This is a genomic window from Kitasatospora sp. NPDC127116, assembly GCF_042677365.1.
Taxonomy (GTDB): domain Bacteria; phylum Actinomycetota; class Actinomycetes; order Streptomycetales; family Streptomycetaceae; genus Kitasatospora; species Kitasatospora lactacystinica.
On record NZ_JBHXTL010000082.1, the window covers coordinates 1 to 21,217 of the forward strand.

Annotated in this window: 17 protein-coding genes and 2 pseudogenes; 8 read left to right on the forward strand and 11 right to left on the reverse strand. The window is 73.9% G+C overall.

The features are described from left to right. Positions 1–372 (reverse strand): annotated as a pseudogene (locus ACFVHV_RS28480) (hypothetical protein); the annotation flags it as partial. A gap of 311 nt (positions 373–683) precedes the next feature. Between ACFVHV_RS28480 and ACFVHV_RS28485 the strand changes: the two are divergent. The 3 genes from ACFVHV_RS28485 to ACFVHV_RS28495 all read left to right on the forward strand — a co-directional run bounded on the left by ACFVHV_RS28485 (position 684) and on the right by ACFVHV_RS28495 (position 3,164). Next, complete coding sequence (locus ACFVHV_RS28485) at positions 684–1,073, forward strand: MerR family transcriptional regulator (RefSeq protein ID WP_380354640.1); 390 nt, start codon at positions 684–686, stop codon at positions 1,071–1,073. 159 nt (positions 1,074–1,232) lie between these two features. Beyond that, on the forward strand, positions 1,233–2,864 hold the full coding sequence (locus ACFVHV_RS28490; protein WP_359913291.1) for a BCCT family transporter: 1,632 nt from the start codon (positions 1,233–1,235) through the stop codon (positions 2,862–2,864). Positions 2,865–2,984: 120 nt separating this feature from the next. Continuing rightward, a complete protein-coding gene (locus ACFVHV_RS28495; RefSeq protein WP_359913294.1) occupies positions 2,985–3,164 on the forward strand; it encodes a hypothetical protein in 180 nt (59 codons plus the stop codon). A gap of 189 nt (positions 3,165–3,353) precedes the next feature. Here ACFVHV_RS28495 and ACFVHV_RS28500 read toward each other — a convergent pair whose 3' ends face one another. Then, positions 3,354–4,913 (reverse strand): DUF2398 family protein, encoded by a 1,560-nt coding sequence (locus ACFVHV_RS28500; RefSeq protein WP_380354644.1) that lies wholly within the window; start codon positions 4,911–4,913, stop codon positions 3,354–3,356. Positions 4,914–5,369: 456 nt separating this feature from the next. Between ACFVHV_RS28500 and ACFVHV_RS28505 the strand changes: the two genes are divergently transcribed. Next, complete coding sequence (locus ACFVHV_RS28505; protein ID WP_380354647.1) at positions 5,370–6,125, forward strand: lysoplasmalogenase; 756 nt, start codon at positions 5,370–5,372, stop codon at positions 6,123–6,125. A gap of 77 nt (positions 6,126–6,202) precedes the next feature. On the opposite strand, the gene ACFVHV_RS28510 is transcribed toward ACFVHV_RS28505, so the two are convergent. From ACFVHV_RS28510 to ACFVHV_RS28540, 7 genes are all read right to left on the reverse strand, one after another. Beyond that, positions 6,203–6,826 (reverse strand): hypothetical protein, encoded by a 624-nt coding sequence (locus ACFVHV_RS28510; RefSeq protein WP_380354650.1) that lies wholly within the window; start codon positions 6,824–6,826, stop codon positions 6,203–6,205. A gap of 167 nt (positions 6,827–6,993) precedes the next feature. Beyond that, positions 6,994–7,842 carry an exodeoxyribonuclease III gene (locus ACFVHV_RS28515; protein ID WP_359913305.1) on the reverse strand — a complete coding sequence of 283 codons (849 nt, stop codon included), beginning with the start codon at positions 7,840–7,842 and terminating at the stop codon, positions 6,994–6,996. A 74-nt stretch (positions 7,843–7,916) separates the two neighbouring features. Next, the gene (ggt, locus tag ACFVHV_RS28520; protein WP_359913308.1) at positions 7,917–9,707 is read right to left on the reverse strand and encodes a gamma-glutamyltransferase; all 1,791 of its coding nucleotides are present in this window, start codon (positions 9,705–9,707) and stop codon (positions 7,917–7,919) included. 81 nt (positions 9,708–9,788) lie between these two features. Then, positions 9,789–10,895 carry an ROK family glucokinase gene (locus ACFVHV_RS28525; protein ID WP_380354654.1) on the reverse strand — a complete coding sequence of 369 codons (1,107 nt, stop codon included), beginning with the start codon at positions 10,893–10,895 and terminating at the stop codon, positions 9,789–9,791. After that, on the reverse strand, positions 10,892–11,752 hold the full coding sequence (locus ACFVHV_RS28530; protein ID WP_359915492.1) for an ATP-binding cassette domain-containing protein: 861 nt from the start codon (positions 11,750–11,752) through the stop codon (positions 10,892–10,894). Before ACFVHV_RS28530 ends, ACFVHV_RS28525 begins: the two co-directional genes overlap by 4 nt. Before the next feature lie 8 nt (positions 11,753–11,760). Then, positions 11,761–12,807: an ABC transporter permease gene (locus tag ACFVHV_RS28535; protein WP_359915494.1), complete on the reverse strand. Its 1,047-nt coding sequence runs from the start codon at positions 12,805–12,807 to the stop codon at positions 11,761–11,763. Continuing rightward, positions 12,804–13,823, reverse strand: a complete 1,020-nt coding sequence (locus tag ACFVHV_RS28540) for a substrate-binding domain-containing protein (protein WP_359915496.1) — start codon at positions 13,821–13,823, stop codon at positions 12,804–12,806. Before ACFVHV_RS28540 ends, ACFVHV_RS28535 begins: the two co-directional genes overlap by 4 nt. A gap of 484 nt (positions 13,824–14,307) precedes the next feature. Here ACFVHV_RS28540 and ACFVHV_RS28545 point away from each other — a divergent pair. Further along, positions 14,308–15,087, forward strand: a pseudogene (locus tag ACFVHV_RS28545) (alpha/beta hydrolase); the annotation flags it as partial. A 23-nt stretch (positions 15,088–15,110) separates the two neighbouring features. On the opposite strand, the gene ACFVHV_RS28550 reads toward ACFVHV_RS28545, so the two are convergent. Beyond that, on the reverse strand, positions 15,111–15,239 hold the full coding sequence (locus ACFVHV_RS28550; protein ID WP_380354659.1) for a hypothetical protein: 129 nt from the start codon (positions 15,237–15,239) through the stop codon (positions 15,111–15,113). Between the two features lie 106 nt (positions 15,240–15,345). Beyond that, positions 15,346–16,938, reverse strand: coding sequence for a helix-turn-helix domain-containing protein (locus ACFVHV_RS28555; RefSeq protein WP_359911725.1), 1,593 nt, complete (start codon positions 16,936–16,938; stop codon positions 15,346–15,348). Positions 16,939–17,237: 299 nt separating this feature from the next. On the opposite strand from ACFVHV_RS28555, the gene ACFVHV_RS28560 reads away from it, so the two are divergent. The 3 genes from ACFVHV_RS28560 to pucD are packed head-to-tail and all read left to right on the forward strand — an operon-like array spanning position 17,238 to position 20,985. Beyond that, positions 17,238–18,125, forward strand: coding sequence for an FAD binding domain-containing protein (locus tag ACFVHV_RS28560; RefSeq protein WP_359911728.1), 888 nt, complete (start codon positions 17,238–17,240; stop codon positions 18,123–18,125). Beyond that, a complete protein-coding gene (locus tag ACFVHV_RS28565) occupies positions 18,122–18,610 on the forward strand; it encodes a (2Fe-2S)-binding protein (RefSeq protein WP_359911731.1) in 489 nt (162 codons plus the stop codon). Before ACFVHV_RS28560 ends, ACFVHV_RS28565 begins: the two co-directional genes overlap by 4 nt. After that, positions 18,607–20,985 carry a xanthine dehydrogenase subunit D gene (gene pucD, locus ACFVHV_RS28570; protein WP_380354663.1) on the forward strand — a complete coding sequence of 793 codons (2,379 nt, stop codon included), beginning with the start codon at positions 18,607–18,609 and terminating at the stop codon, positions 20,983–20,985. Before ACFVHV_RS28565 ends, pucD begins: the two co-directional genes overlap by 4 nt. Positions 20,986–21,217 lie beyond the last annotated feature (232 nt).

Sequence of the window (21,217 nt, forward strand, 5' to 3'; positions counted from 1 at the left end):
GGGCAGGGGGCCGGGCGCGGGCACCTCCTCGGGCACGGGCCCGGGCAGGGAACCGGGCCCGGGCAGGGGGCCGGGCGCGGGCACCTCCTCGGCGGCCGCCCGGCCCGCGGCGGGCAGCGGGGCGGCCGGGACGGGCGCGACGAGCACCCCGGCGGCGGAGACCATCCGCAGCACCGTCCGGCGGTCCACCCCGTCGTCCCGGACGGGCTGCGCCGGGCCGTCCTGCTCCGGGCCGTCCTGGTCCGGGGCATCCAGCGCCGGGGCGTCCTGCTCCGGGGCATCCAGCGCCGGGGCGTCCTGCGTCGGGGTGGCCGCGGTCCCGGCGACCTGCGTCGGGGCTGCTTCGTCCGGGGTACGGACCTCGTCGTCCATGAACGGCGTTCCTTCCGTGTCGGCGTGGACGGTTCGCCGGTGCGCGCGACCAGAGCCGGGACCCGAAGGCTGTCCCGGGCGGGCTCCCGCTCTCCGGCTCGACCTTCTCACTGGTGTGAACACCTACCGTTCCCGCTGTCGGCGAAACCCCGGCCCGCGAAGGAGCACCCGATGTCAGCCACCCCGCTCTCCCGGACCTCCTGGCCGGCCGCCCACGCCGACGTGCGAACTGCGCGACGTGGCACTGGAGTTCCTCAAGGGCTGACCGCCCCCCGGGGAACACCCCGGCGAGCGGCGTCGTTCGCCGGGTCATGCGCATCGGAGAACTCGCCCGCCTGACCGGGGTGTCCACCCGCCTGCTCCGCTACTACGAGGAGCAGGGCCTGCTCAGGCCGGACCGTACGGCGGCCGGCCACCGCGAGTACGGCGAGCAGGACACCGTCCGGGTGTGGCAGATCCGCAGTCTGCTCGCGGCCGGTCTGAGCACCCGGATCATCGTCGAGCTGCTGCCCTGCGCCACCGGTCCCGTCCCGGTCCTGGAGGCCTGCCCGGAGCTGCTGGCCACCCTGCACGACGAGCTCGCCGACCTGGACGCGCGGATCGAGGACCTCTCCCGCAGCCGCCGGGCGCTCTCCCACTGCCTCGCCACCGCGCGCGACTCCGGGCACGCGCACGACTACGGCGAGGGGCGGGCGGCCTGACGGGACGTAGGTCCCGACCCGGCGCTCCCCCGGCGCGCCGTCCCGCCACCGGCGGAGTGAACTGGACATAGTGCGACATACAGCTTGATCCCGAGCGTTCCGAGCGTTCCGACAGTCCGAGCGCTCCGGACGCGCCGAGTATGTCGAGAGGTCCATCCGATGAGCAGCCAGCCGCCCCAGCCCGACCCGCCCGCGAAGGAGCCCGACGAACCCGCCGCGACCCTTCCGGTCGACCGGGCGGTGTTCGGCATCGGCGCCGTCCTGGTCCTGGCGGTGGTCGCGTGGGGCGTCTTCGCCGAGGACTCGCTCGGCCGCACCTCCGACACGGCGCTCGACTGGGTGCTGCACAACTTCGGCTGGCTGTTCGTGGTGGCCGCCGACGTCTTCCTCGTCGTCGCCCTGCTGCTCGCGTTCAGCCGCTTCGGCCGGATCCGGCTCGGCCGCGACGACGACGAGCCCGAGTTCTCCACCGTCGCCTGGATCGCCATGATGTTCAGCGCCGGCATGGGCATCGGCCTGATGTTCTACGGCGTCGGCGAGCCGCTCCAGCTCTTCGCCACCCCGCAGCCCGGCTCCGGCCTGGAGCCGCAGAGCTCGGCCGCCGCCCAGCAGGCCCTGGAGTTCTCGCTCTTCCACTGGACCCTGCACCCGTGGGCGATCTACGCGGTCGGCGGCCTGGCCCTCGCCTACACCACCTTCCGCAAGGGCCGGGGCAACCGGATCTCCGCCGCCTTCGTCCCGCTGATCGGACAGCGCGGCGCGGACGGCTGGGCCGGGCGGACGATCGACCTGCTGGCCGTGTTCGCCACCGTCTTCGGCTCCGCGACCAGCCTCGGCCTCGGCGCGCTCCAGGTCGCCGACGGGCTCGGCTACATCTCGTCCGTCCGCAACACCCAGAACGCCCAGCTGATCATCATCGCCTCGCTGAGCGCCGCGTTCGTGGTCTCCGCGTTCTCCGGGGTGCACAAGGGCGTGAAGTGGCTCTCCACCGCGAACGTCGTGCTCGCCTCGCTGATCATGGTCTTCGTCTTCGTGGTCGGTCCGACCGTGTTCGTGCTGGACGCGATCCCCTCCTCGGTCGGCGGCTACCTCTCCGACCTGCTCGCCATGTCCACCCAGACCGGTGCCTTCACCGACGAGGGCTGGCTCGGCTCCTGGACGATCTTCTACTGGGCCTGGTGGCTCTCCTGGGCGCCCTTCGTCGGCACCTTCATCGCCCGGATCTCGCGCGGCCGCACCGTCCGGCAGTTCCTGCTCGGCGTGCTGCTGGTGCCCAGCGGGGCGACGGTCATCTGGTTCTGCGTGATGGGCGGCACCGCGATCCGGCTGGTCACCACCGGTGCGGCCGACCTGGTCGCGACCATCCCGCAGGGCCCGGAGGCCTCACTGTTCGAAATGCTGCGCTCGCTGCCGCTCGGCTCGGTGACCAGCGTGGTCGCGGTGCTGCTGGTGATGACCTTCTTCATCACCAGCGCCGACTCGGCCTCGCTGGTGCTCGGCTCGCTCTCCAGCCGGGGCTCGCTGCATCCGCGGACCTGGCTGGTGGTGGTCTGGGGCGTGCTGATGGGCGGGGTCGCGGCGGCCCTGCTGCTGGCCGGCGGGCTGACCGCGCTGCAGAACGCGACGATCCTGGTCGCGCTGCCGTTCGTGGTGGTGATGCTGCTGCTGTGCGTCTCGCTGGTGAAGGAGCTCCGCGAGGACCCGGCCGCCGCACCCTCCCGCTTCCGGCCGCCGCACGGCCTGCGGGACGCCGTCCGGGAGGCCGTCGGCGAGTCCGGCACACGCCGCTGACCTGCGCATACGCCCCGGCCGGCGACGGTTGGGGCGTGTGCGGCCAACCGACGCCAAACCCCCCTCGGGACTTCACCCGCGCGTACCGACCGTTCACGCCGCCCTGGAAACCTCCCTGTCATGAACGCCAACCCTCAGGCGCCCCACCAGGAACCGCGCTTCCCCCTGCCCCAACGGCACCGCCGGCTGCTCGCCGCCACCGCCGTCCTCGTCTCCATCGCCCTCGGCACCCTGGGCGTCGGCGCCACCGTGGAAACCGTCGAACACGGCCCCCTGGCCAGCGCCTCCGCCAGCAAGTAGCAACCGCCCCGCCCGGCACCGCGGTCCCGCCCCGGACCCGGTGCTTCTTGCTCTCCCGGTCCGGAACCACCACGCTCCCCGGCCCGAGCCCGTCGCGTTTCCCGGCCCGGAGCCACCATGCTTCCCGGCCCGAGCCCGTCGCGCCCTCCGCCCGAGCCGGGCCCCGCCGCCGGAGAGCGGCGTCCCCCGCTACGCCCGCTGCTCGGCGCGGGGGCCGGCCGGGGGCGGGACCAGCGGGCCGGGGCGCGAGTGGCGGCCGTTGCCGGGGGTGGGGTGGAGGTCGGGAGCCGGGGCGTAGCGGGCGGCCGGGGGGCGCAGGCGCCAGGCCGGGGGCCGGGTCGGGTGGGGGGTGGGGGCCATCAGGGCGAGGCGGTGGAGCAGGTCGAGGGCGTCTCGCCGCAGGGCGGTGCGGTCGGCGAGGTAGCGGGCGGGCAGCCCGTACTCGTCGGCGATGTCGCCGAGGACGCCGTCTATCAGCGCGTCCGGGATCGGGACGTCTCCGGCCACCGCCTCGCCGGGCAGCGGGCGGACCTCCTCGACCAGGCGCTCGACCAGCAGCAGGGCGGCCTGGGCGACGGTGTCGGCACCGGGGAGGGCGAGGTCGGTGAGTTCGGCGGCCGGGTCGAGCAGGGCGACGCCCTCGGCCCGCAGCTCGGCCTCCAGGCCGAGGAACTCGGCGAGCGCCGCCGGGCCGCTGAGCCGGTGGTCCTGCAGCCAGGCCCGGTGGTCCTCGGGGAGGTCGGCGGCCAGGACGGCGGGTGTCTCGGCGAGCAGCCGGCGGACGGCGGTGGCGGGCTCGGCGTCGGCGGCGCGGCGGATCAGGTCGGCGGGGTCGTCGGCGAGGGCGGGCGGGCCGGCCGGGACGGCACGGGCGAGTTCGCGGTCCACGGTCAGCACGAAGGAGCCGTCGGCCGGGTCGGGCGGCAGCTCGCCGAGCACCTGCCAGCCGGCCAGCGCGGCCAGCGCCATCGCGAGGTCGGCCGGTTCGGCGGTGAGTTCGGGAGCGGCGGCGCCCATCGCGTCGAGCAGCCGCCGGTAGTCCAGCTCCTCCGGGGCGTCGACCAACAGGGCCAGTGCGAGGGCGAGTTGGGCGTACCCTGCCGGGGTGAACGGCGCCCCGGTGACGGGGTGTTCGAGGCGGCGGGCGGCGTCGGGGCCGAGGCCGGCCTTGCAGAGCCGGGCGTGCCAGGGGCCGACGACGAGGCGGTAGCCGAGCAGGGTGTCGAACCGTTCGGCCAGCCAGTCCCGGTGACGGCGGATCAGCGGGAAGCCGTCGGCGTGCGGACCGGAGGCGGTGACCAGCGGATGGGCGAGCAACAGCCGGGCGGCGATCCGGCGTTCGGCCGAGGGGATCTCCTCGCCGGAACGGTCCTGGGCCACGACGGTGGGCGGCGTCACCCGCGTGGGCTCGGGCCTGCGGTGCCGACCCGGCCTGCCCGGCTTGGCACCTGACCGGACGACGGGCAGCGCGGCGTCGTCGCGCCGGGCGCGGCGCAGGCCGCCCTCGGTGCGGTCCTCCCGGAGGCGCGCCGGCACGGCCGAGTGCGCGGTGGGACCGTGCCACCAGCTGACGCCGGGATCGGCGGCGGGCTCGGCGGCGGCGCCGAGGTGGCGGGCGGGGTAGAGGCCGAAGGAGGCGGCGCAGAGGTCGTCGGCGGTGCCGGGGGCGGCGGCGGCGAACCAGTGGGCCAGGCGCAGCAGCCCCGGATCGGGCGAGAGCGTCACGTCGGCGGCCGGGGGGTCGGTCACCCGCACGTCGTCGGCACCGCTCGCCGCGCCCGTCCCAGGTCCCCTGTCGGCGGGGCCGGTTCCAGGTCCGCCGGCGGAACCGGTGGCGGAGCCGGCAGCGGGACCGCCGTCAGGACCGGCTTCGCGTACGGCGAGGACGGCGTGGGCGGTTCCCCGTCCTGCCCCGCCCGCGCGTCCGTCCGGCCTGCCGGCCACCCGGGTGGCGCCGACCGCGTAGTCCTGCTGATCCATGTCGGGGTCCAGACTAGACGGTGCCCGGGCCACCCGTCGGCAGCAACCGCCCTCCTGAGGAACTCTCCGCAGGAGCCCTCGAAGCGGTCGCCCGCGCTCCGCCTGCCGGCCGCCCCGTCATCCGGCTCCGCCCACCGGGGTTACGCACCGGTAACCCGCCCTTCCGCCGCCGGTCCGGCTCCTCTAGGGTCGGTCCGAAGCAGCGGATCACCGAGAGGCGCACGCATGACTGTCCGTACCACCGACCGCGCCGGCCTCGGGGCACGCCTGCGCTCGGCCACCGGCCTGCTGGGCGGCTTCGCGGCCACCTCGGCGGCGCACCTGGGCGCGATCGTCTCCGGCGCCTCGGTGCTCCAGAACGCCACCAAGCCGGCCCTGATGCCGCTGCTGGCGGCCCAGAGCGTGGCGGCGGCCAGGAAGGCCGGGCAGGAGGCGCCGAAGCTGCTGGCGCCGGCCCTGCTGCTGAGCGCGGGCGGGGACGTGCTGCTCCAGCTGAAGAACGATCCCGCGTTCCTCGCGGGCATGGGCTCGTTCGCGGCGGCGCACGTCTGCTACGTGACGATGTTCGTCAAGCGCGGCGCGCTCACCGACCGCCGCCGGGCGCTGATGGTCGCGGCCGCGTACGCGACGGCCTGGGTGACCCTGGTCGGGCAGCTCTGGCCGGACCTCGGGGACCTGCGCGTCCCGGTGGCGGGCTACAGCCTGCTGCTCGCCTCGACGGCCGTCACCTCGGCCGGGCTGGGCTGGCGGACCGGGCTGGGCGGGGCGCTGTTCCTGCTCTCCGACACGTTGATCGCCACCCAGCTGGCGAAGTGGCGGGAGCTGCCGGGCCATCAGTTCTGGATCATGGCGACCTATGTGCTGGCCCAGTACCTGCTGGCCGACGGCACCCTCCGGCACCAGGACCGGCTGCACCGCGAGGGCGTCGAGGGCTTCGAGGCCGGCTGGGGCCACGGCGGCGCCGCGCCGCGAACCGTCTGACCCGCCGCCGCGCCGCCGGTCCCGTCGGGGTCCGGCGGCGCGGCGCAGGGGCGCGCGGGCACGCGGCGGCGGGGCCGTCAGGCACCGCGCCTCCGCAGCAGCCAGAAGCCGCCGACACCGCCGGCGACCAGCGCGAGGCCGCCGGCCAGCTCCGCCGGGTTCGCCGCGACCGAGCCGCCGAGGCCGGTCTGCACCGCGCCGTGCGGGGCGACCTGCTGGCTGCCGGCGCCGGACTGCCCGAGCGAACCGGCCCACTCCCCCGCGGCCTCGCCCCATTCGCCGAGGCTCTTGTCGGGGTCCGTCCGGGCGTCCTTGTCGGTGCTCCTGTCCGGGGTGGTGGAGGTCGCGGTGGCGACCGTGACGGTGGTCGCGAAGGCGCCGCCGTCCGGGCAGGTGCCGTCGACCTTGCTGTCCCCGGCGTGCTGGCCGGCCAGTCGGGCGGAGCCGCTGTGCTTGCCGTCGGGGCCCAGGGTGAGGGTCGCCGGACCGCCCTCGAAGGCGGCGGAGCGGGCGGTGATGGTCCTGGCGTCGGGCTTGTCCGACTTCTCGCAGGAGACCGTGACCGTCACGGTCTGGCCCGGTGCGGCCCGGGACGGGCTGACCGAGGCCGAGCCGTCCCTGGCGGATGCGAGGGGGGCCGTCAGGCCGGTCAGCGCCGTCGCGCCGATCAGGACGGCGGCGGCCGTACACGTGGGGCGCATGCCGGAACCTCCGGGATTCTCGGGCGCAGCCGGGGACTCCCATGTCCACCTGGTCGAGCGACTGCACCCGGTCATTCACCGACGGTAGGCACCCGCCCCGCGCTCGGCCAGTGCTCACGACCGTTCGGGTTACGGCCCGTGACCCGGCGTGACGTCCGCGGCGCGGCTCAGACGTCGAGGTCCAGGTCCACCACGACCGGCGCGTGGTCCGAGGTTCCCTTGCCCTTGCGGGCCTCGCGGTCCACGTAGCTGTCGGTGACGGCGTCGGCGAAGGGCTTGTTGGCGTAGGTGAGGTCGATCCGCATGCCCCGGTTCTTCGGGAAGGCCAGCTGGCGGTAGTCCCAGTAGGTGTAGGGGCGGTCGTACTTGAGCGGGCGGGGCAGCACGTCCTGGAGGCCGATCTCGCCGAGGGACGTCAGCGCGGCGCGCTCGACCGGGGTGACGTGGGTGAGGCCCTCGAAGGCGGCGGCGTCGAAGACGTCCTCGTCGGTGGGGGCGATGTTGAAGTCCCCGAGGACGGCGAACGGGCGGGAGCCCGCGGCGTCCTCGGTGGCGGCCTTGCGCAGCGCCTCCAGCCACTCCAGCTTGTACTCGTAGTGCGGGTGGCCGACCTCGCGGCCGTTGGGCACGTAGACCGACCAGACCCGGACCGGGCCGCAGGTGGCGGCGACGGCGCGCGGCTCGACCTCGGGCAGCAGGGCGCCGTCGGCGAGGTAGCCGGGCTGGTCGGGCAGGCCGCGCACGACGTCGTCCAGGCCGATCCGGGAGACGATCGCGACGCCGTTCCAGCGGCCGTTGCCGTGCGCGGCCGTCTCGTAGCCGAGCTCGCGGACCGCCTCGTACGGGAAGGCGTCGGCCGCGCACTTGAGCTCCTGGAGGCAGAGCACGTCGGGCTTGGCGCTCTCCAGCCACTCCAGGAGCTTGGGCAGCCGCGCGGTGACGGAGTTGATGTTCCAGGTGGCGATGCGGACGGTCACGGCGGGCGGCCTTCCCGGTGGTTCGGTGCGGACGGGCATGCGGACGGGGTGGGCCGCCCTCGCGCGGGAGGCCCACCCCGAACATACCGTCCGGCACCGACAGTCCGGCCCGATCAGCGCGCGGGCCGGACCACCGCGGCCGAGCCGCCGCCGCGCCGCACGGGTTCGGCGGCGGCCACCCAGCGGCCGTCCGGCAGCCGTTCCACGCCGGTGGCGGCGCCGATCTCGCCGCCGTTGACGAAGCTCTGTCCGAGGCCCTCCAGCGCTGCCCGCTCGGGCAGCGCCAGGAAGCCGGGCTCGGCCTGGGTCGTGGCGCCGTTGCGCTGGCTGGCGCGCGGCGCGGCGATGGCCTGCTCCAGGCTCAGGCCGCGGTCGAGCCGCCCGAGCAGCACCTGGAGGGTGGTGGTGATGATGGTCGCGCCGCCGGGGCTGCCGGTCGCGAGCACCGGCTCGCCGTCGCGCAGCACGATCGTCGGGGACATCGAGGAGCGCGGCCGCTTGCCCGGGCCCGGCAGGTTGGGGTCGGGGACGCCGGGCGCGAGCGGGGTGAAGTCGAAGTCGGTCAGCTCGTTGTTGAGCAGGAAGCCCCGGCCGGGGACGGTGATGCCGCTGCCGCCGGTCTGCTCGATGGTGAGCGTGTAGGAGACGATGTCGCCCCAGCGGTCGGCGACCGTCAGGTGGGTGGTGTTGGGGCCCTCGTACGGCTCGGCGACGGCCTGGCCGGTGTCGGCGCAGGGGGCCGGGTGGCGCGGGTCGCCGGGGGCGAGCGGGCTGGTGAGCGCGTGGTCCGGGCTGATCAGGCAGGCCCGGGAGGCGGCGTAGCGCTCGGAGAGCAGCTGCTTGGTGGGGACGTCGTTGAAGGCCGGGTCGCCGACCCAGCGGTTGCGGTCGGCGAAGGCGATCCGGGAGGCCTCCAGGAAGTGGTGGTAGTACTGGGTGCTGCTGTACGCGGAGACGTCGCCGCCGTCCTCCAGGATGTTGAGCGCCTCGCCGACGGTGGTACCGCCGGAGCTGGAGGGGGCCATCGCGTAGACGTCGTAGGCGCCGTGGGAGACGTGGGTGGGCGCCTGGTCGCGGACCCGGTAGTCGGCGAGGTCGGTGGTGTCGACCCGGCCGGGGCGGGCGTTGCGGCCGGAGGCCGGGTCGACCGGCGGGTGCTGCACGGTGTTGACGATGTCCCCGGCCAACTCACCCTGGTAGAAGGCCTTGACGCCGTCCTTGGCGAGCAGCCGGTAGGTGGCGGCGAGGTCGGGGTTGCGCAGCAGGCTGCCGGTCTCGGGGGGTTTGCCGTTCGGCAGGTAGAGCTTGGCGGTGGCCGGGAAGTCCTTGAACCGGGCGTAGTTGTCGGCGGTCTGGCTGCGGAAGGTGTCGTCGACGACGAAGCCGTTGTCGGCGATCCGCTCGGCCGGTTCGAGGTTCTGGGCGAGCGAGCGGGTGCCCCAGTGGCGCAGCGCGGCGTCCCAGGTGGCGGGGGTGCCGGGCACTCCGACGGACAGTCCGCTGGTGACGGCGTCGGCGAAGGCCAGCGGTTTGCCGTCCTCCAGGAACAGGCCGCTGTCGGCGGTGCGGCCGGCCGTCTCGCGGCCGTCGATGGTGTGCACCCGTCCGGTGGCGTGGTCGTAGTAGACGAAGTACCCGCCGCCGCCGACGCCGGAGGAGTACGGCTCGGTGACCCCGAGGGCCGCGGCGGCGGCGACGGCCGCGTCGACCGCGTTGCCGCCCTTGCGCAGCACCTCGATGCCGGCGGCGGTGGCGTCGGCGTCGACGGTGGCCACCGCACCGCCCCAGCCCACCGCCTCCGGCGCCTTCGACGGCGGGGCCGCGGCGCCGGCCGGCCCGACGCCGGACCAGACCAGTGCGGTGGTGAGTAACAGAGACGGCGCGAGGCGGGGCAGAGCTCTCATACGAGTCCTCCTGAGTCGACGTCAACTCATCAGTTGTTCCACAGGAGGAATGATCCGACAACCGCACCGCCCCGCCCCCGCCTACAGCGCGCTGCGCTCCACCCGCCGCCGCTTGATCGTGCGGAAGCGCCGCGCCACCTGCCGGGCCAGGTCGGCCGCGCCGACCAGGCCCGCCTCGTTGCCGAGGGCGGCGTGCACGATGGCGGCCTCCGGGCGGAACCCGCGCCCGGTGAGGGTGCGGCGGAAGGTGTCCCGGGCCGGGCCGAGCAGCAGGTCGCCCGCCTCGGAGACCCCGCCGCCGATGACGAAGCGGCCGGGGTCCAGCGCGGCGGCCAGGTTGGCGATGCCGACGCCGAGCCAGGTGCCGACCTCGTAGAGCAGCTCGGTCGCGGTCGGGTCGCCGTCCTGGGCGGCCTCGGTGACCAGCGGGCCGGTGATGCCCTCGACCGTGCCGCCCGCCCGGGCCAGCAGCGGCTGCACCACCGGCGACTCCTCGGCGACCAGCTCGCGCGCGTCGCGCACCAGCGCGTTGCCGGAGGAGTACTGCTCCCAGCAGCCCCGGTTGCCGCACGGGCAGCGGTGGCCGCCGGGCAGCACCTGCATGTGCCCGAACTCGCCCGCCAGGCCGTACTTGCCGCGGTCCACGTAGCCGTCCCGGACCACCGCGCCGCCGATGCCGGTGCCCAGGGTGAGCATCACCATGTGGTCCTCGCCGCGCCCGGCGCCGAAGCGCCACTCGGCCCAGGCGGCCGCGTTGGCGTCGTTCTCCACGATCACCGGGAAGCGCAGCCGCTCGCTGAGCGCCTCCCGGAGCGGCTCGTTGCGCCAGTTGAGGTGCGGGGCGAACAGCACCTTGGAGCGGTCGGCGTCGACCCAGCCGGCCGCGCCGATGCCGACGGCGTGGACGTCGTGCCGGTCGGCGAGCTGGAGCACCAGCTCGACGATGACGTCCTCGACCACCTTGGGGCTCTTGCTCTTGTGCGGCGTGTCCGTGCGCAGCTTCTCCAGCACCTTGCCCTCGCCGTCCACCACCCCGGCGACCACCTTGGTGCCGCCGATGTCGACGCCGATGGTGGGCAGCCGCAGTATCCCGGCGGGCAGGGCGCGGCGTCGGCGCTCGGCGCGCGGGCCGAGGCCGAGCAGGGTGGGCAGGACGGGTGGCCGGGTGCTGCCTTGGGAGCCGGTCACGGCTGCGGACGCTCCTCGCCTGGGTCGGGGTCACGGGGGTCGGGGTCGCTGGGGTCGGAAACGGAGGGCCGGGCCAGCTCGTGCGAGAGCTCGGCGAGGTCGGAGCCCCCGGCCATCTCGGTGGTGAGCTGTTCGAGGCCGATCTCGGCCCGCGGGTGGCTGCCCGCCATCCGGCCCCGCTTGAGCAGGGTGAAGTGGTCGCCGACCAGGTACGCGTGGTGCGGGTTGTGGGTGATCAGCACGACCCCGAGCCCGGCGTCGCGGGCGGCGGTGACGTACTTGAGCACCACTCCGGACTGCTTGACGCCGAGCGCGGCGGTGGGCTCGTCCAGGATCAGCACCCTGGCGCCGAAGTGCACCGCGCGGGCGATGGCCACGCACTGGCGCTGCCCGCCGGAGAGGGTGCCGATCGGCCGGTCGACGTCGTACAGGTCGATGCCCATCCTGGCGAGCGCCTCGCGGGTGGTGGCGCGCATCCCGTCGGCGTCCAGCCGCAGGCCGCCCCAGCGGCGCGTGCCCCGCTCGGAGCCGAGGAAGAAGTTGCGCCAGACCGGCATCAGCGGGACGACCGCGAGGTCCTGGTAGACGGTGGCGATGCCGCGCTCCAGGGCCTGGCGCGGGGAGTCCAGGCGGACCTCCTCGCCGCCGACGGTGAAGGTGCCCTCGTCGTGCTGGTGCAGCCCCGCGATGATCTTGATCAGGGTGGACTTGCCGGCCCCGTTGTCGCCGAGCACGCAGCTGATCTCGCCGGCCCGCAGGGTCAGCGAGACGTCCTGCAGCGCGCGGACGGTGCCGTAGCTCTTGCCGACGCCTTCCAGGGAGAGCAGTTCGGTGCCCGCCGCGGCCGCGCTCGTCATGTCCGTGCTCATCGCGGCCCCCGCTCGGCCCGGCGCTTGACGTAGGCGTTCAGCAGCGCGGCCAGCAGCAGCATCGCACCGAGGAAGAACTTGAACCAGTCCGGGTTCCACTGGGCGTAGATGATCCCCTTGCTGACCATGCCGAAGATCAGCGCGCCGAGCGCGGAGCCGACCACCGAGCCGTAGCCGCCGGTGATCAGGCAGCCGCCGATGACGGCCGCGACGATGTAGATCAGCTCGTTGCCGACGCCCTCGCCGGACTGCACGGTGTCGAAGGAGAACAGCAGGTGCTGGCCGAGCACCCAGGCGCCGAAGCCGACGCCCAGGTAGAGCAGGGTCTTCGTCCGGGCGACCGGCACGCCGACCGCGCGGGCCGCCTCCGCGTCGCCGCCGACCGCGAAGATCCAGTTGCCGAAGCGGGTGCGCAGCAGCACCCAGCTGCCGACCGCGAGCAGGCCGAGCCACCACCAGACGGTGGCCTTGATCGTCAGCCCGCCGACGGTCACCTCGGAGGCGAACAGCCAGCGGCAGGAGGCGAAGCCCTCCATGTCGGAGATCGACTTGGTGGAGACGGTGCCGGAGATCGCCTTGGTGACGCCCAGGTTGGCGCCGGTCAGCATCAGGAAGGTGCCGAGCGTGACGATGAAGCTGGGCAGCCTGGTGCGGCCGAGCATCCACCCGTTGAACCAGCCGACGGCCAGCGTGGTCGCCAGCGAGACCAGCACGCCGACCCAGGTCACCGCGGTGAACTGGTACGAGACCATCGAGGAGGTCAGCGCCGCGGTGGTGACCAGTACGCCGGCCGAGAGGTCGAACTCGCCGCCGATCATCAGCAGCGAGACCGGCACCGCCATGATCCCGATGGTGGAGGCCGCGTACAGCACGGTGCCCAGCGAGGAGACCCGCAGGAAGGGTTCGGCGACGGCGGCGAAGACCGCGAAGACCGCGACGGCGGCGATCAGCGCGCCCAGCTCGGGGCGGGCGAGGAGCCGCCGCAGGGCCGCCGGGCGGCCGTCGACCAGGCCGTCGTGGGCGAGGAGGTCGGGGCTGCTCACCTGGTCCCCCTCGCGACGTACTCGGCGAGCGCGTCGGCGTTGTCCTTGGTCAGGATCTGCGGACCGGTCTCGACGGGCTTGCCGCCCCCGAGCATGTTCAGGTTGTACTTGTACAGCCAGATCAGGTCGACGCCCGTGTAGCCCTGGAGGTAGGGCTGCTGGTCGACGGCGAAGCCGACGCTGCCGGACTTGAGCCCGGACACCACCTGGGTGCCCAGGTCGAAGGTGTCCAGCTCGACGCTGCGGCGGGCGTCCTGGACGGCCTGGAGACCGGTGGCGGCCATCGGGCCGGAGAGGGTGAGCACGGTGTCGATGGCCGGGTCGGCCTGGAGCTTGGCGGAGATCGCGGCGCGGGCGTCGGGCATGTCGACGCCGTTGACGTAGAGCACCTGGAAGGCGCCGCCGGCCTTGGACCGGGCTCCGGAGCAGCGCTGCTCCTGACCGACGTTGCCCTGCTCGTGGATCACGCAGAGCACGTTCTTGCGGCCGCGCGAGGCCAGCTCGGCACCGGCCGCCTGGCCGGCGGTGGACTCGTCCTGGCCGATGTGGGTCAGCGCGCCGAACTTCTGCGAGAACTCCTGGCCGGAGTTGATGGTGATCACGGGGATGCCCGCGGCCTCGGCCTTGCCGAGGACGTCGGCCATGGCGTCGCCCTTGGCGAGGGTGACCAGCAGGCCGTCGACCTTCTGGTCGATGGCGGCCTGGACGAGCTGGACCTGGTTCTGGGTCTGCGCGTCGTTGGAGTACAGGAAGGTGATGTTGTCCTTGGCGGCGGCCTGCTCGGCGCCCTTGCGCACAGTGTCCCAGAAGGCGTCGCCGGCTCCGGCGTGGGTCACCATGGCGACCTTCCAACGCGGGGTGGTGACGGCGCTGCCGCCGGTGGCCGCGGCCTTGGCGCGGGCCTCCTCGGCGCGTCTGCCTCCGGTACTGCTGCAACCGGCCGCGGTGACCGCGAGTGCCAGGACGGCGCACACGGGCCAGAAGCGGCGGGACGGGCGAAAGCGGGTGATGCTCATCCCCATAGTCTCCCTTCCCTGGTCGCGCGGGATCGCACCGCCTCGCCCGGCAGGCCCAATGGCCTGGGAGGTAAGGTGCCCCGGGGGACCTTTCCTGGTAGTTCGCTGAACATCTGGTCCGGACGACGTCTGTCCGGGTGGCAGACTTAGGCGCCGATCCGAACGGGTTCATCGCGAGAACGTGATGTTCCTCTCAGGTTCCGCACAGATTCGGACGGCAACCGATCATCGGTCCATCACCGTCTGATGCCATTGACGTGCGTTCGGGCGAGTGGGGCCCGGGCGGCGTGCGACCCGATACGAGAACTCGATGGAACTGACAGGTACGCCATTCTTCCTCCTCACCGTCATCCTGGTGCCGGTGTCCATCACAGTGGCGCTGCTGTTCTGGGGGAAGGTCGGCGGCCCGCAGCCGGTGCGCTACCTCACCCGGATCGTCATGATCATGTTCTGCCAGGTCACGGCCGTCCTGATGGTCTTCGTGATGGTCAACAACGCCAACCTGATCTACGGCAACTGGGACGACCTGCTCGGCACCGGGAACCACGTCCGCGCGGTGCCCGTCCTGGCGCCGGTCGACCCGGCCGCCACGGCGGGCCAGGGCGGTGAGGCCGCCAAGGAGCCGCCGAAGGTCAAGCAGAGCTTCGGCGGCGTGAACGACCCGCTCGTCCCGAACGACGTGCAGCGGACCGAGCTCAAGGGCCAGGTGTCCGGGGTCGACGGCGAGGTGCTGGTCTGGCTGCCGCCGCAGTACAACGACCCGGCGTTCAAGGACAAGAAGTTCCCCGTGGTCGAGCTGATCCCGGGCTACCCCGGCTCCTCCTCCACCTGGTACGGCACCCTCAAGGTCTCCGAGCAGCTCAAGCCGCTGATGCAGCAGGGCAAGGTCGCCCCGTTCATCCTGGTCTCGCCCCGCACGAAGCTGCTGAACAACCAGGACGCGGGCTGCACCGACATCCCCGGCAAGATCAACGCCGACGCCTGGGTCACCCGCGACGTCCCGCAGATGGTGCTGGACAACTTCCGGGCGGACCCGTCCGCGGACCGCTGGGCGATCGCCGGCTACTCGGCCGGCGCGCACTGCGCCGCCAAGCTGTCGCTGTCCCACCCCAACCGGTACCGGGCCGCCATCGCGATGTCCGGCTACAACGACCCGGCCCAGGAGCCGGACTCCCTGGTCGGCAAGGACGCCAAGCTGCGCGAGGCCAACAACCCGGTCAACATCCTGAAGACCGCCCCGCAGCCGCCGAAGGTCGCCCTGCTGGTCAGCGGTTCCAAGGGCGACGGCTACGAGGACGGCGAGGCGATCCGCGCCGCAGCCAAGGCCCCGACCACCGTCCAGGTCGAGGAGGGCACCGGCCCGCACACCACCGAGCAGTGGAAGAAGTTGGCCCGGCCCGCCTTCCTGGGGCTCACCTCGTACACCCGGGCCCAGGGGGCGGGCGGGCCGCGGCCACCCGTCGGGGCGGGCCCCCCCCCCCCCGCGGCCCCGCCGGGCCCTGCCGCATGTCCGGGCGCGGCGTCAGGCCAGCTCCAGCGCCAGGTAGAAGTCCACCCGGTCCTCCAGCCGGGAGAGGTCACGCCCCGTCAGCTCCTCGATCCGGCCGATCCGGTACCGCAGGGTGTTCACGTGGACGTGCAGCTGCGCGGCGCAACGGGTCCAGGAACCGTCCGAGCGCAGGAAGGCCTCCAGGGTGCGGACCAGGTCCGCCTGGTGCTCGATGTCGTACGCGATCACCTTGTCCAGCAGCCGGCCGCGGAAGGCGCGGCGCACCTCGTCCGGGACGGCGGCCAGCAGCAGCACGTGCGAGGCGAGCTCCTCGGGGCCCGCGACGCAGACCCGGCCGACCCGGGAGGCGGCGATCCGGCGGGCGTGCCGGGCCTCCTCCAGGGCGCCGCGCAGACCGCCGGCCCCGGAGGCGGGGGCGGAGACCCCGAGGGTGATCCGGCCCTCCGAGCCGAGCCCGGCCTCCAGCGGGGCGAGCAGCTCGCGCAGGGCGTCGGCGGGCACCGGGCCCTCCGGGGCGGGCAGCACCACCACGGCGCCGGTGCCCGTCCCGGCGACCAGGGCCCGGTCGGCGCCGCCGCCGAGCGCCTCCTCCAGCACCGCCCGTACGGTGCCCTCCGGCAGGCCGGTGCCCTCGGCACTGAGCACCAGCCAGGAGCCTTCCTGCGCCCGGGACTTGGGATCGGGGATCTCGTAGCCGACGGCCATCGCCGAGGAGGCGTACAGGGTGCGGCTGATCTCGGCCGGGTCGGCGTCGCGGCGCAGCAGGGCGAGCACCTCGTCGGCGAGGCGGCGGCGCAGCCGGCGGCCCTCGTCGCGGCGGTGGCGCTCGGCGGCCACCAGCCGGGCCAGGTTCTCGGCGAGCTGCTGGCGCTTGGGGGTCCACTCGGTGACGTCGCCGGCCACCGCGAGCACCCAGTCCACCAGCGGCGCGTCGTGCTCGGCGGAGACCGGGGCGGGCAGCAGCGAGTAGGAGCCGGCCGCCAGCCGGGCCCGGTGCGGGGGGCGGCGGCGCTGGCGCTGGGCGGCGAGGTGGGCGCGGACCAGCTGGTCGCGGTCCTGGGCGGAGAGCCGTTCGGCGGGGCCGGCGATCACCGCGCCGGTCGGGGTGAGCACCCAGCAGTCCAGGTCGAGGTCACCGCCGAGCAGGTCCAGCACCGCGTCCAGTCCGCCGCCGCCGGCCGCCGAGACCAGCAGGCGGTGCCGGTCGACCAGGGCGGCGAGGTCGGCCGCGCGGTCCGCGGAGACCTGGCGGCCGATGAACTCGGTGACGGTGCCGAAGGCGATGTCGTCGGGGACGGCGAGCAGCGGCATCCGGTGCCGCCGGCAGGCCTCGACCAGGTCCTCGGGCACCGGGCCGACCTCGGCCTCGCCGGCCGCCAGGGCCACCGCGCCGCCGGCCGCCAGGGTGCGGACGAAACGCTCGGAGTCGGCCGGGACGGTGCGCCAGAGCATGCCGGTGAGCACCAGTTCGCCGCCGTGCAGGTAGCGGCCCGGGTCCTGGAGGTCCGTCGTCATCACGCCGCTGACCTGCCGGTCCAGCTCTTCCTCGGCCGCGAGCAGGCGCAGTCGCGGGGCGCCGGGGGCGAGCAGGTCACGGACGCGCATCCGCGGACTCCTTAACGGGGCTTGGGGGGAGGGGCGAAGGGGTAACGATAGGGCCTGACCGAGCGGGCGTGCGCGCGGGTCCGTAGCCCGCGCATCCCGGCCGGACTACGGTCGTAGGTAGCACCCGGCGAACACCCGGGCTGCGAGATTCCCCTCCTTAGAGGAACGTACAGGATGCCGGGCGGGCTCACAGCCGGGGCTTCATGCCATCGGTGACTGCCAGTGGGCCGCGTCACAGCGGTTCACTGGGCGACACGCCGCCGGACACCCGGCGGGCGAAGACTTGAGGAGACACCCGCATGGAGTTCCTTCGGCCCGCCACCTGGGACGAGGCACTCGCGGCGAAGGCCGAGTACCCGACCGCGCTGCCCCTTTCGGGCGGTACGGACGTCATGGTCGAGCTGAACTTCGACGTGCACCGGCCATCCGCGATTCTCGACCTGAACCGCATCACCGAGCTCACCGAATGGTCGAACGACGACGGCGTCGTGCGGCTCGGCGCCGCGGTCCCGTACGCCCGGATCATCGCGGAGCTGTCCGGTCCGCTGCCCGGGCTGGCGCTGGCGGCCCGCACCGTCGGATCCCCCCAGATCCGCAACCGGGGCAGCGTCGGCGGCAACCTCGGCGCGGCCTCCCCGGCCGGCGACGCGCACCCGGCGCTGCTGGCGGCCGGACGGGACGTGTTCGTCGAGGCGGCCTCGGTGCGCGGCACCCGGCTGATCCCGATCGACGACTTCTACGTCGGGGTGAAGCGCAACTGCCTGGAGGCCGACGAGCTGATCCGGGCCGTGCGGATCCCGGTGGCGGACGGGCCGCAGCAGTTCTCGAAGATCGGCACCCGCAACGCCATGGTGATCGCGGTCTGCGCGTTCGGCTTCGCCCTGCACCCGAGGAACGGAACCGTCGGCACCGGCATCGGTTCGGCCGCCCCCACGCCGCGGCGCGCCGTCGAGGCCGAGGAGTACCTCCGGGGCGTGCTCGCCGAGCGCGGCCTGTGGGAGTCCGGGGAACTGCTGGGCACCGAGGTGGTCCAGCGCTTCGGCGAGCTGGTCAAGGCCGCGGCCTCGCCGATCGACGACGTGCGGGGCACCGCCGACTACCGCCGGCACGCGCTCGCCGTGATGGCCCGCCGCACCCTCACCTGGACCTGGAACGACTACGGCAAGCAGATCAGGAGCGCGGCATGAGGGTCACTTTCACCGCCAACGGCAAGCCGGTCGAGGCCGACGACGTGTGGGAGGGCGAGAGCCTGCTGTACGTGCTGCGCGAGCGGGTCGGCCTGCCGGGCTCGAAGAACGCCTGCGAGCAGGGCGAGTGCGGCTCCTGCACGGTCTACCTGGACGGCGTCCCGGTCTGCTCCTGCCTGGTCGCGGCCGGCCAGGTGCAGGACCGCGAGGTGCGCACGGTCGAGGGCCTGGGCGGGGAGGACGGCGAACTGGGCCTGGTCCAGCAGGCGTTCGTCGACGCCGGCGCCGTCCAGTGCGGCTTCTGCACGCCCGGCCTGCTGGTGCAGACCGACGCGCTGCTGGCCGCCGATCCGCAGCCGAGCGACGACGACATCCGCGAGGCGCTGTCCGGCAACCTGTGCCGCTGCACCGGCTACGAGAAGATCATGGACGCGGTGCGGCTGGCCTCGGCCCGCACCTGCGCGGGAGCGGGGGCCTCGGAATGAGCGGGCGGACGGTCCGGCGGACGATCCGGGGACAGAAGAACCTCCAGAACATCAACCAGGCCTCCAAGGACGGCATCGGCGGCTCCCCGCTGCGCCCGGACGGCAACCTGAAGGTCCGGGGCGAGTTCGCCTACGCCTCCGACCTGTGGCACGAGGACATGCTCTGGGGCACGGCGCTGCGCTCGCCGCACCCCCGGGCGAACATCCTCTCGGTGGACATCTCCGAGGCGCTCAAGGTGCCCGGGGTGTACGCGGTGCTGACGCACGAGGACATCCCCGGCTCGAAGTACTACGGCCTGGAGATCCAGGACCAGCCGGCCCTGGCCATCGACAGGATCCGGTACCACGGCGAGGCGATCGCCCTGGTCGCCGCCGACCACCCGGAGACGGCCCGCCGCGCGGTGAAGAGGATCGCGGTCGAGTACGAGGTGCTCACCCCGATCGTCACCGAGGAGCAGTGCCTCGACCCGGAGACCCACGGGTACGTGCACGAGCCGCACGAGTACAAGTCCCATGCGTACGGCAACATCTGCCACGAGCAGCGGCTGGTCTCCGGCCGCGGCGTGACCGACGAGGTGCGGGCGCTGGCGGACGTGATCGTCAGCGGCGACTACGAGGTCGGCATGCAGGACCAGGCCTTCCTCGGCCCGGAGTCCGGCCTCGCGGTGCCCGCCGAGGACGGCGGCATCGACCTCTACATCGCCACCCAGTGGCTGCACGTCGACCGCCAGCAGATGGCCCCGGTGCTCGACCTCCCGGAGGAGAAGGTCCGGCTCACGCTGGCCGGCGTCGGCGGCGCGTTCGGCGGCCGCGAGGACCTGTCGATGCAGATCCACGCCTGTCTGCTGGCCCAGCACACCGGCAAGCCGGTCAAGATCGTCTACTCGCGGGACGAGTCCTTCTTCGGCCACGTCCACCGCCACCCGGCGCGGATGCACTACGAGCACGGCGCCACCCGGGACGGCAGGCTGGTCTTCGCCGACTGCCGGATCGTGCTGGACGGCGGCGCCTACGCCTCCGCCTCCCCCGCCGTGGTCGGCAACGCGGCCTCGCTCGGGCACGGCCCGTACGTCATCCCGAACGTGCGGATGCACGCCATCGCCCTGTACAGCAACAACCCGTCCTGCGGGGCGATGCGCGGCTTCGGCGCGGTGCAGGCGGCGTTCGGCTACGAGTCGCAGATGGACAAGCTGGCCGTCGAACTGGGCATGGACCCGGTGGAGTTGCGGCAGCTCAACGCCGTCTCGCAGGGCGACTTCATGCCCACCGGGCAGGAGATCGACGCGCCCGCGCCGGTGGCCGAACTGCTCCGGCGGGCCAAGGAGATGCCGCTGCCGCCGCCGCTGGACACCGAGCACCCGGACATCCGCCGGCTGCCCGGGGCCCTGTCCAACACCTCGCACGGCGAGGGGATCGTGCGCGGCGTCGGCTACTCGGTCGGCATCAAGAACGTCGGCTTCTCCGAGGGCTTCGACGACTACTCCACCGCCCGGGTGCGGCTGGAGGTGATCGGCGGCGAGCCGGTCGCCATGGTGCACACCGCGATGGCCGAGGTCGGCCAGGGCGGCGTCACCGTGCACGCCCAGATCGCCCGCACCGAGCTGGGCGTCGAGCAGGTCACCATCCACCCGGCCAACACCGAGGTGGGGTCGGCCGGTTCGACCTCCGCCTCGCGCCAGACGTACATGACGGGCGGCGCGGTGAAGCTGGCCGCCGAGGCGGTGCGCCGGGAACTGCTCGACCGGGGACGCCGGCGCTACGGCTGGACCCACGACGACCTGGTGCTGACCGGCGGCAAGGTGGTCTCGGCCGGGGCCGGCACGCTGGTCTCCATCGTCGACCTGCTCGGCGACGACGTCATCGAGCAGACCCGCGAGCACCACCACCGGCCCACCCAGCCCTTCGACAAGGAGACCGGCCAGGGCTTCGGCCACGTCCAGTACACCTTCTGCGCCAACCGCGCGGTGGTGGACGTGGACGTGGAACTGGGCCTGGTCAAGGTGGTCGAGCTCACCGCCGTCCAGGACGTCGGCAAGGCGCTCAACCCGCTCTCCGTGGTCGGCCAGATCCAGGGCGGCTGCACCCAGGCGCTGGGCCTCGCGGTGATGGAGGAGATCATCGTGCGGGACGGCAAGGTGCGCAACGCCTCCTTCACCGACTACCTGATCCCCACCATCCTGGACACCCCGCCGATCCCGGTGGAGATGCTCGAACTGCCCGACCCCAACGCGCCGTACGGGCTGCGCGGGGTCGGCGAGGCGCCGACCGTCTCCGCGACGCCGTCCATCGTGGCCGCCATCCGCAACGCCACCGGGCTCGCGCTCAACCGGATCCCGGTCCGGCCGGAGCACCTGACCACCGAACAGCCCGGCTGAGGCCCGTCCCCGGGGCGGTGACCGTCATCCCCGCCGCCCCGGGGCCCCGGGGACGCCCCCACACCCGCTGCCCTGCCCACGCCGGGGTCCGCAGCGGTGCGCACCAGCACCACCCCTGCCCGCACCGCCAGCACTCCACCCTGCCCGCGAGTGCCCCCGTGAGTCGATACGTCCCCCTGTGCCGCCTCGTTGACCGGCAGTCAGGTCGGCTCGCCCACCCCAACCCCCTTTG

Bases quoted from the DNA above. Each gene is read 5' to 3' on its own strand.
- ACFVHV_RS28560 (WP_359911728.1), top strand. From the start codon at position 17,238: ATGGAGTTCCTTCGGCCCGCCACCTGGGACGAGGCACTCGCGGCGAAG.
- ggt (WP_359913308.1), bottom strand. From the start codon at position 9,707: ATGAGAGCTCTGCCCCGCCTCGCGCCGTCTCTGTTACTCACCACCGCA.
- ACFVHV_RS28505 (WP_380354647.1), top strand. From the start codon at position 5,370: ATGACTGTCCGTACCACCGACCGCGCCGGCCTCGGGGCACGCCTGCGC.
- ACFVHV_RS28510 (WP_380354650.1), bottom strand. From the start codon at position 6,826: ATGCGCCCCACGTGTACGGCCGCCGCCGTCCTGATCGGCGCGACGGCG.
- ACFVHV_RS28515 (WP_359913305.1), bottom strand. From the start codon at position 7,842: ATGCCCGTCCGCACCGAACCACCGGGAAGGCCGCCCGCCGTGACCGTC.
- ACFVHV_RS28530 (WP_359915492.1), bottom strand. From the start codon at position 11,752: ATGACGAGCGCGGCCGCGGCGGGCACCGAACTGCTCTCCCTGGAAGGC.
- pucD (WP_380354663.1), top strand. From the start codon at position 18,607: ATGAGCGGGCGGACGGTCCGGCGGACGATCCGGGGACAGAAGAACCTC.
- ACFVHV_RS28555 (WP_359911725.1), bottom strand. From the start codon at position 16,938: ATGCGCGTCCGTGACCTGCTCGCCCCCGGCGCCCCGCGACTGCGCCTG.
- ACFVHV_RS28490 (WP_359913291.1), top strand. From the start codon at position 1,233: ATGAGCAGCCAGCCGCCCCAGCCCGACCCGCCCGCGAAGGAGCCCGAC.
- ACFVHV_RS28540 (WP_359915496.1), bottom strand. From the start codon at position 13,823: ATGAGCATCACCCGCTTTCGCCCGTCCCGCCGCTTCTGGCCCGTGTGC.
- ACFVHV_RS28485 (WP_380354640.1), top strand. From the start codon at position 684: ATGCGCATCGGAGAACTCGCCCGCCTGACCGGGGTGTCCACCCGCCTG.
- ACFVHV_RS28495 (WP_359913294.1), top strand. From the start codon at position 2,985: ATGAACGCCAACCCTCAGGCGCCCCACCAGGAACCGCGCTTCCCCCTG.
- ACFVHV_RS28565 (WP_359911731.1), top strand. From the start codon at position 18,122: ATGAGGGTCACTTTCACCGCCAACGGCAAGCCGGTCGAGGCCGACGAC.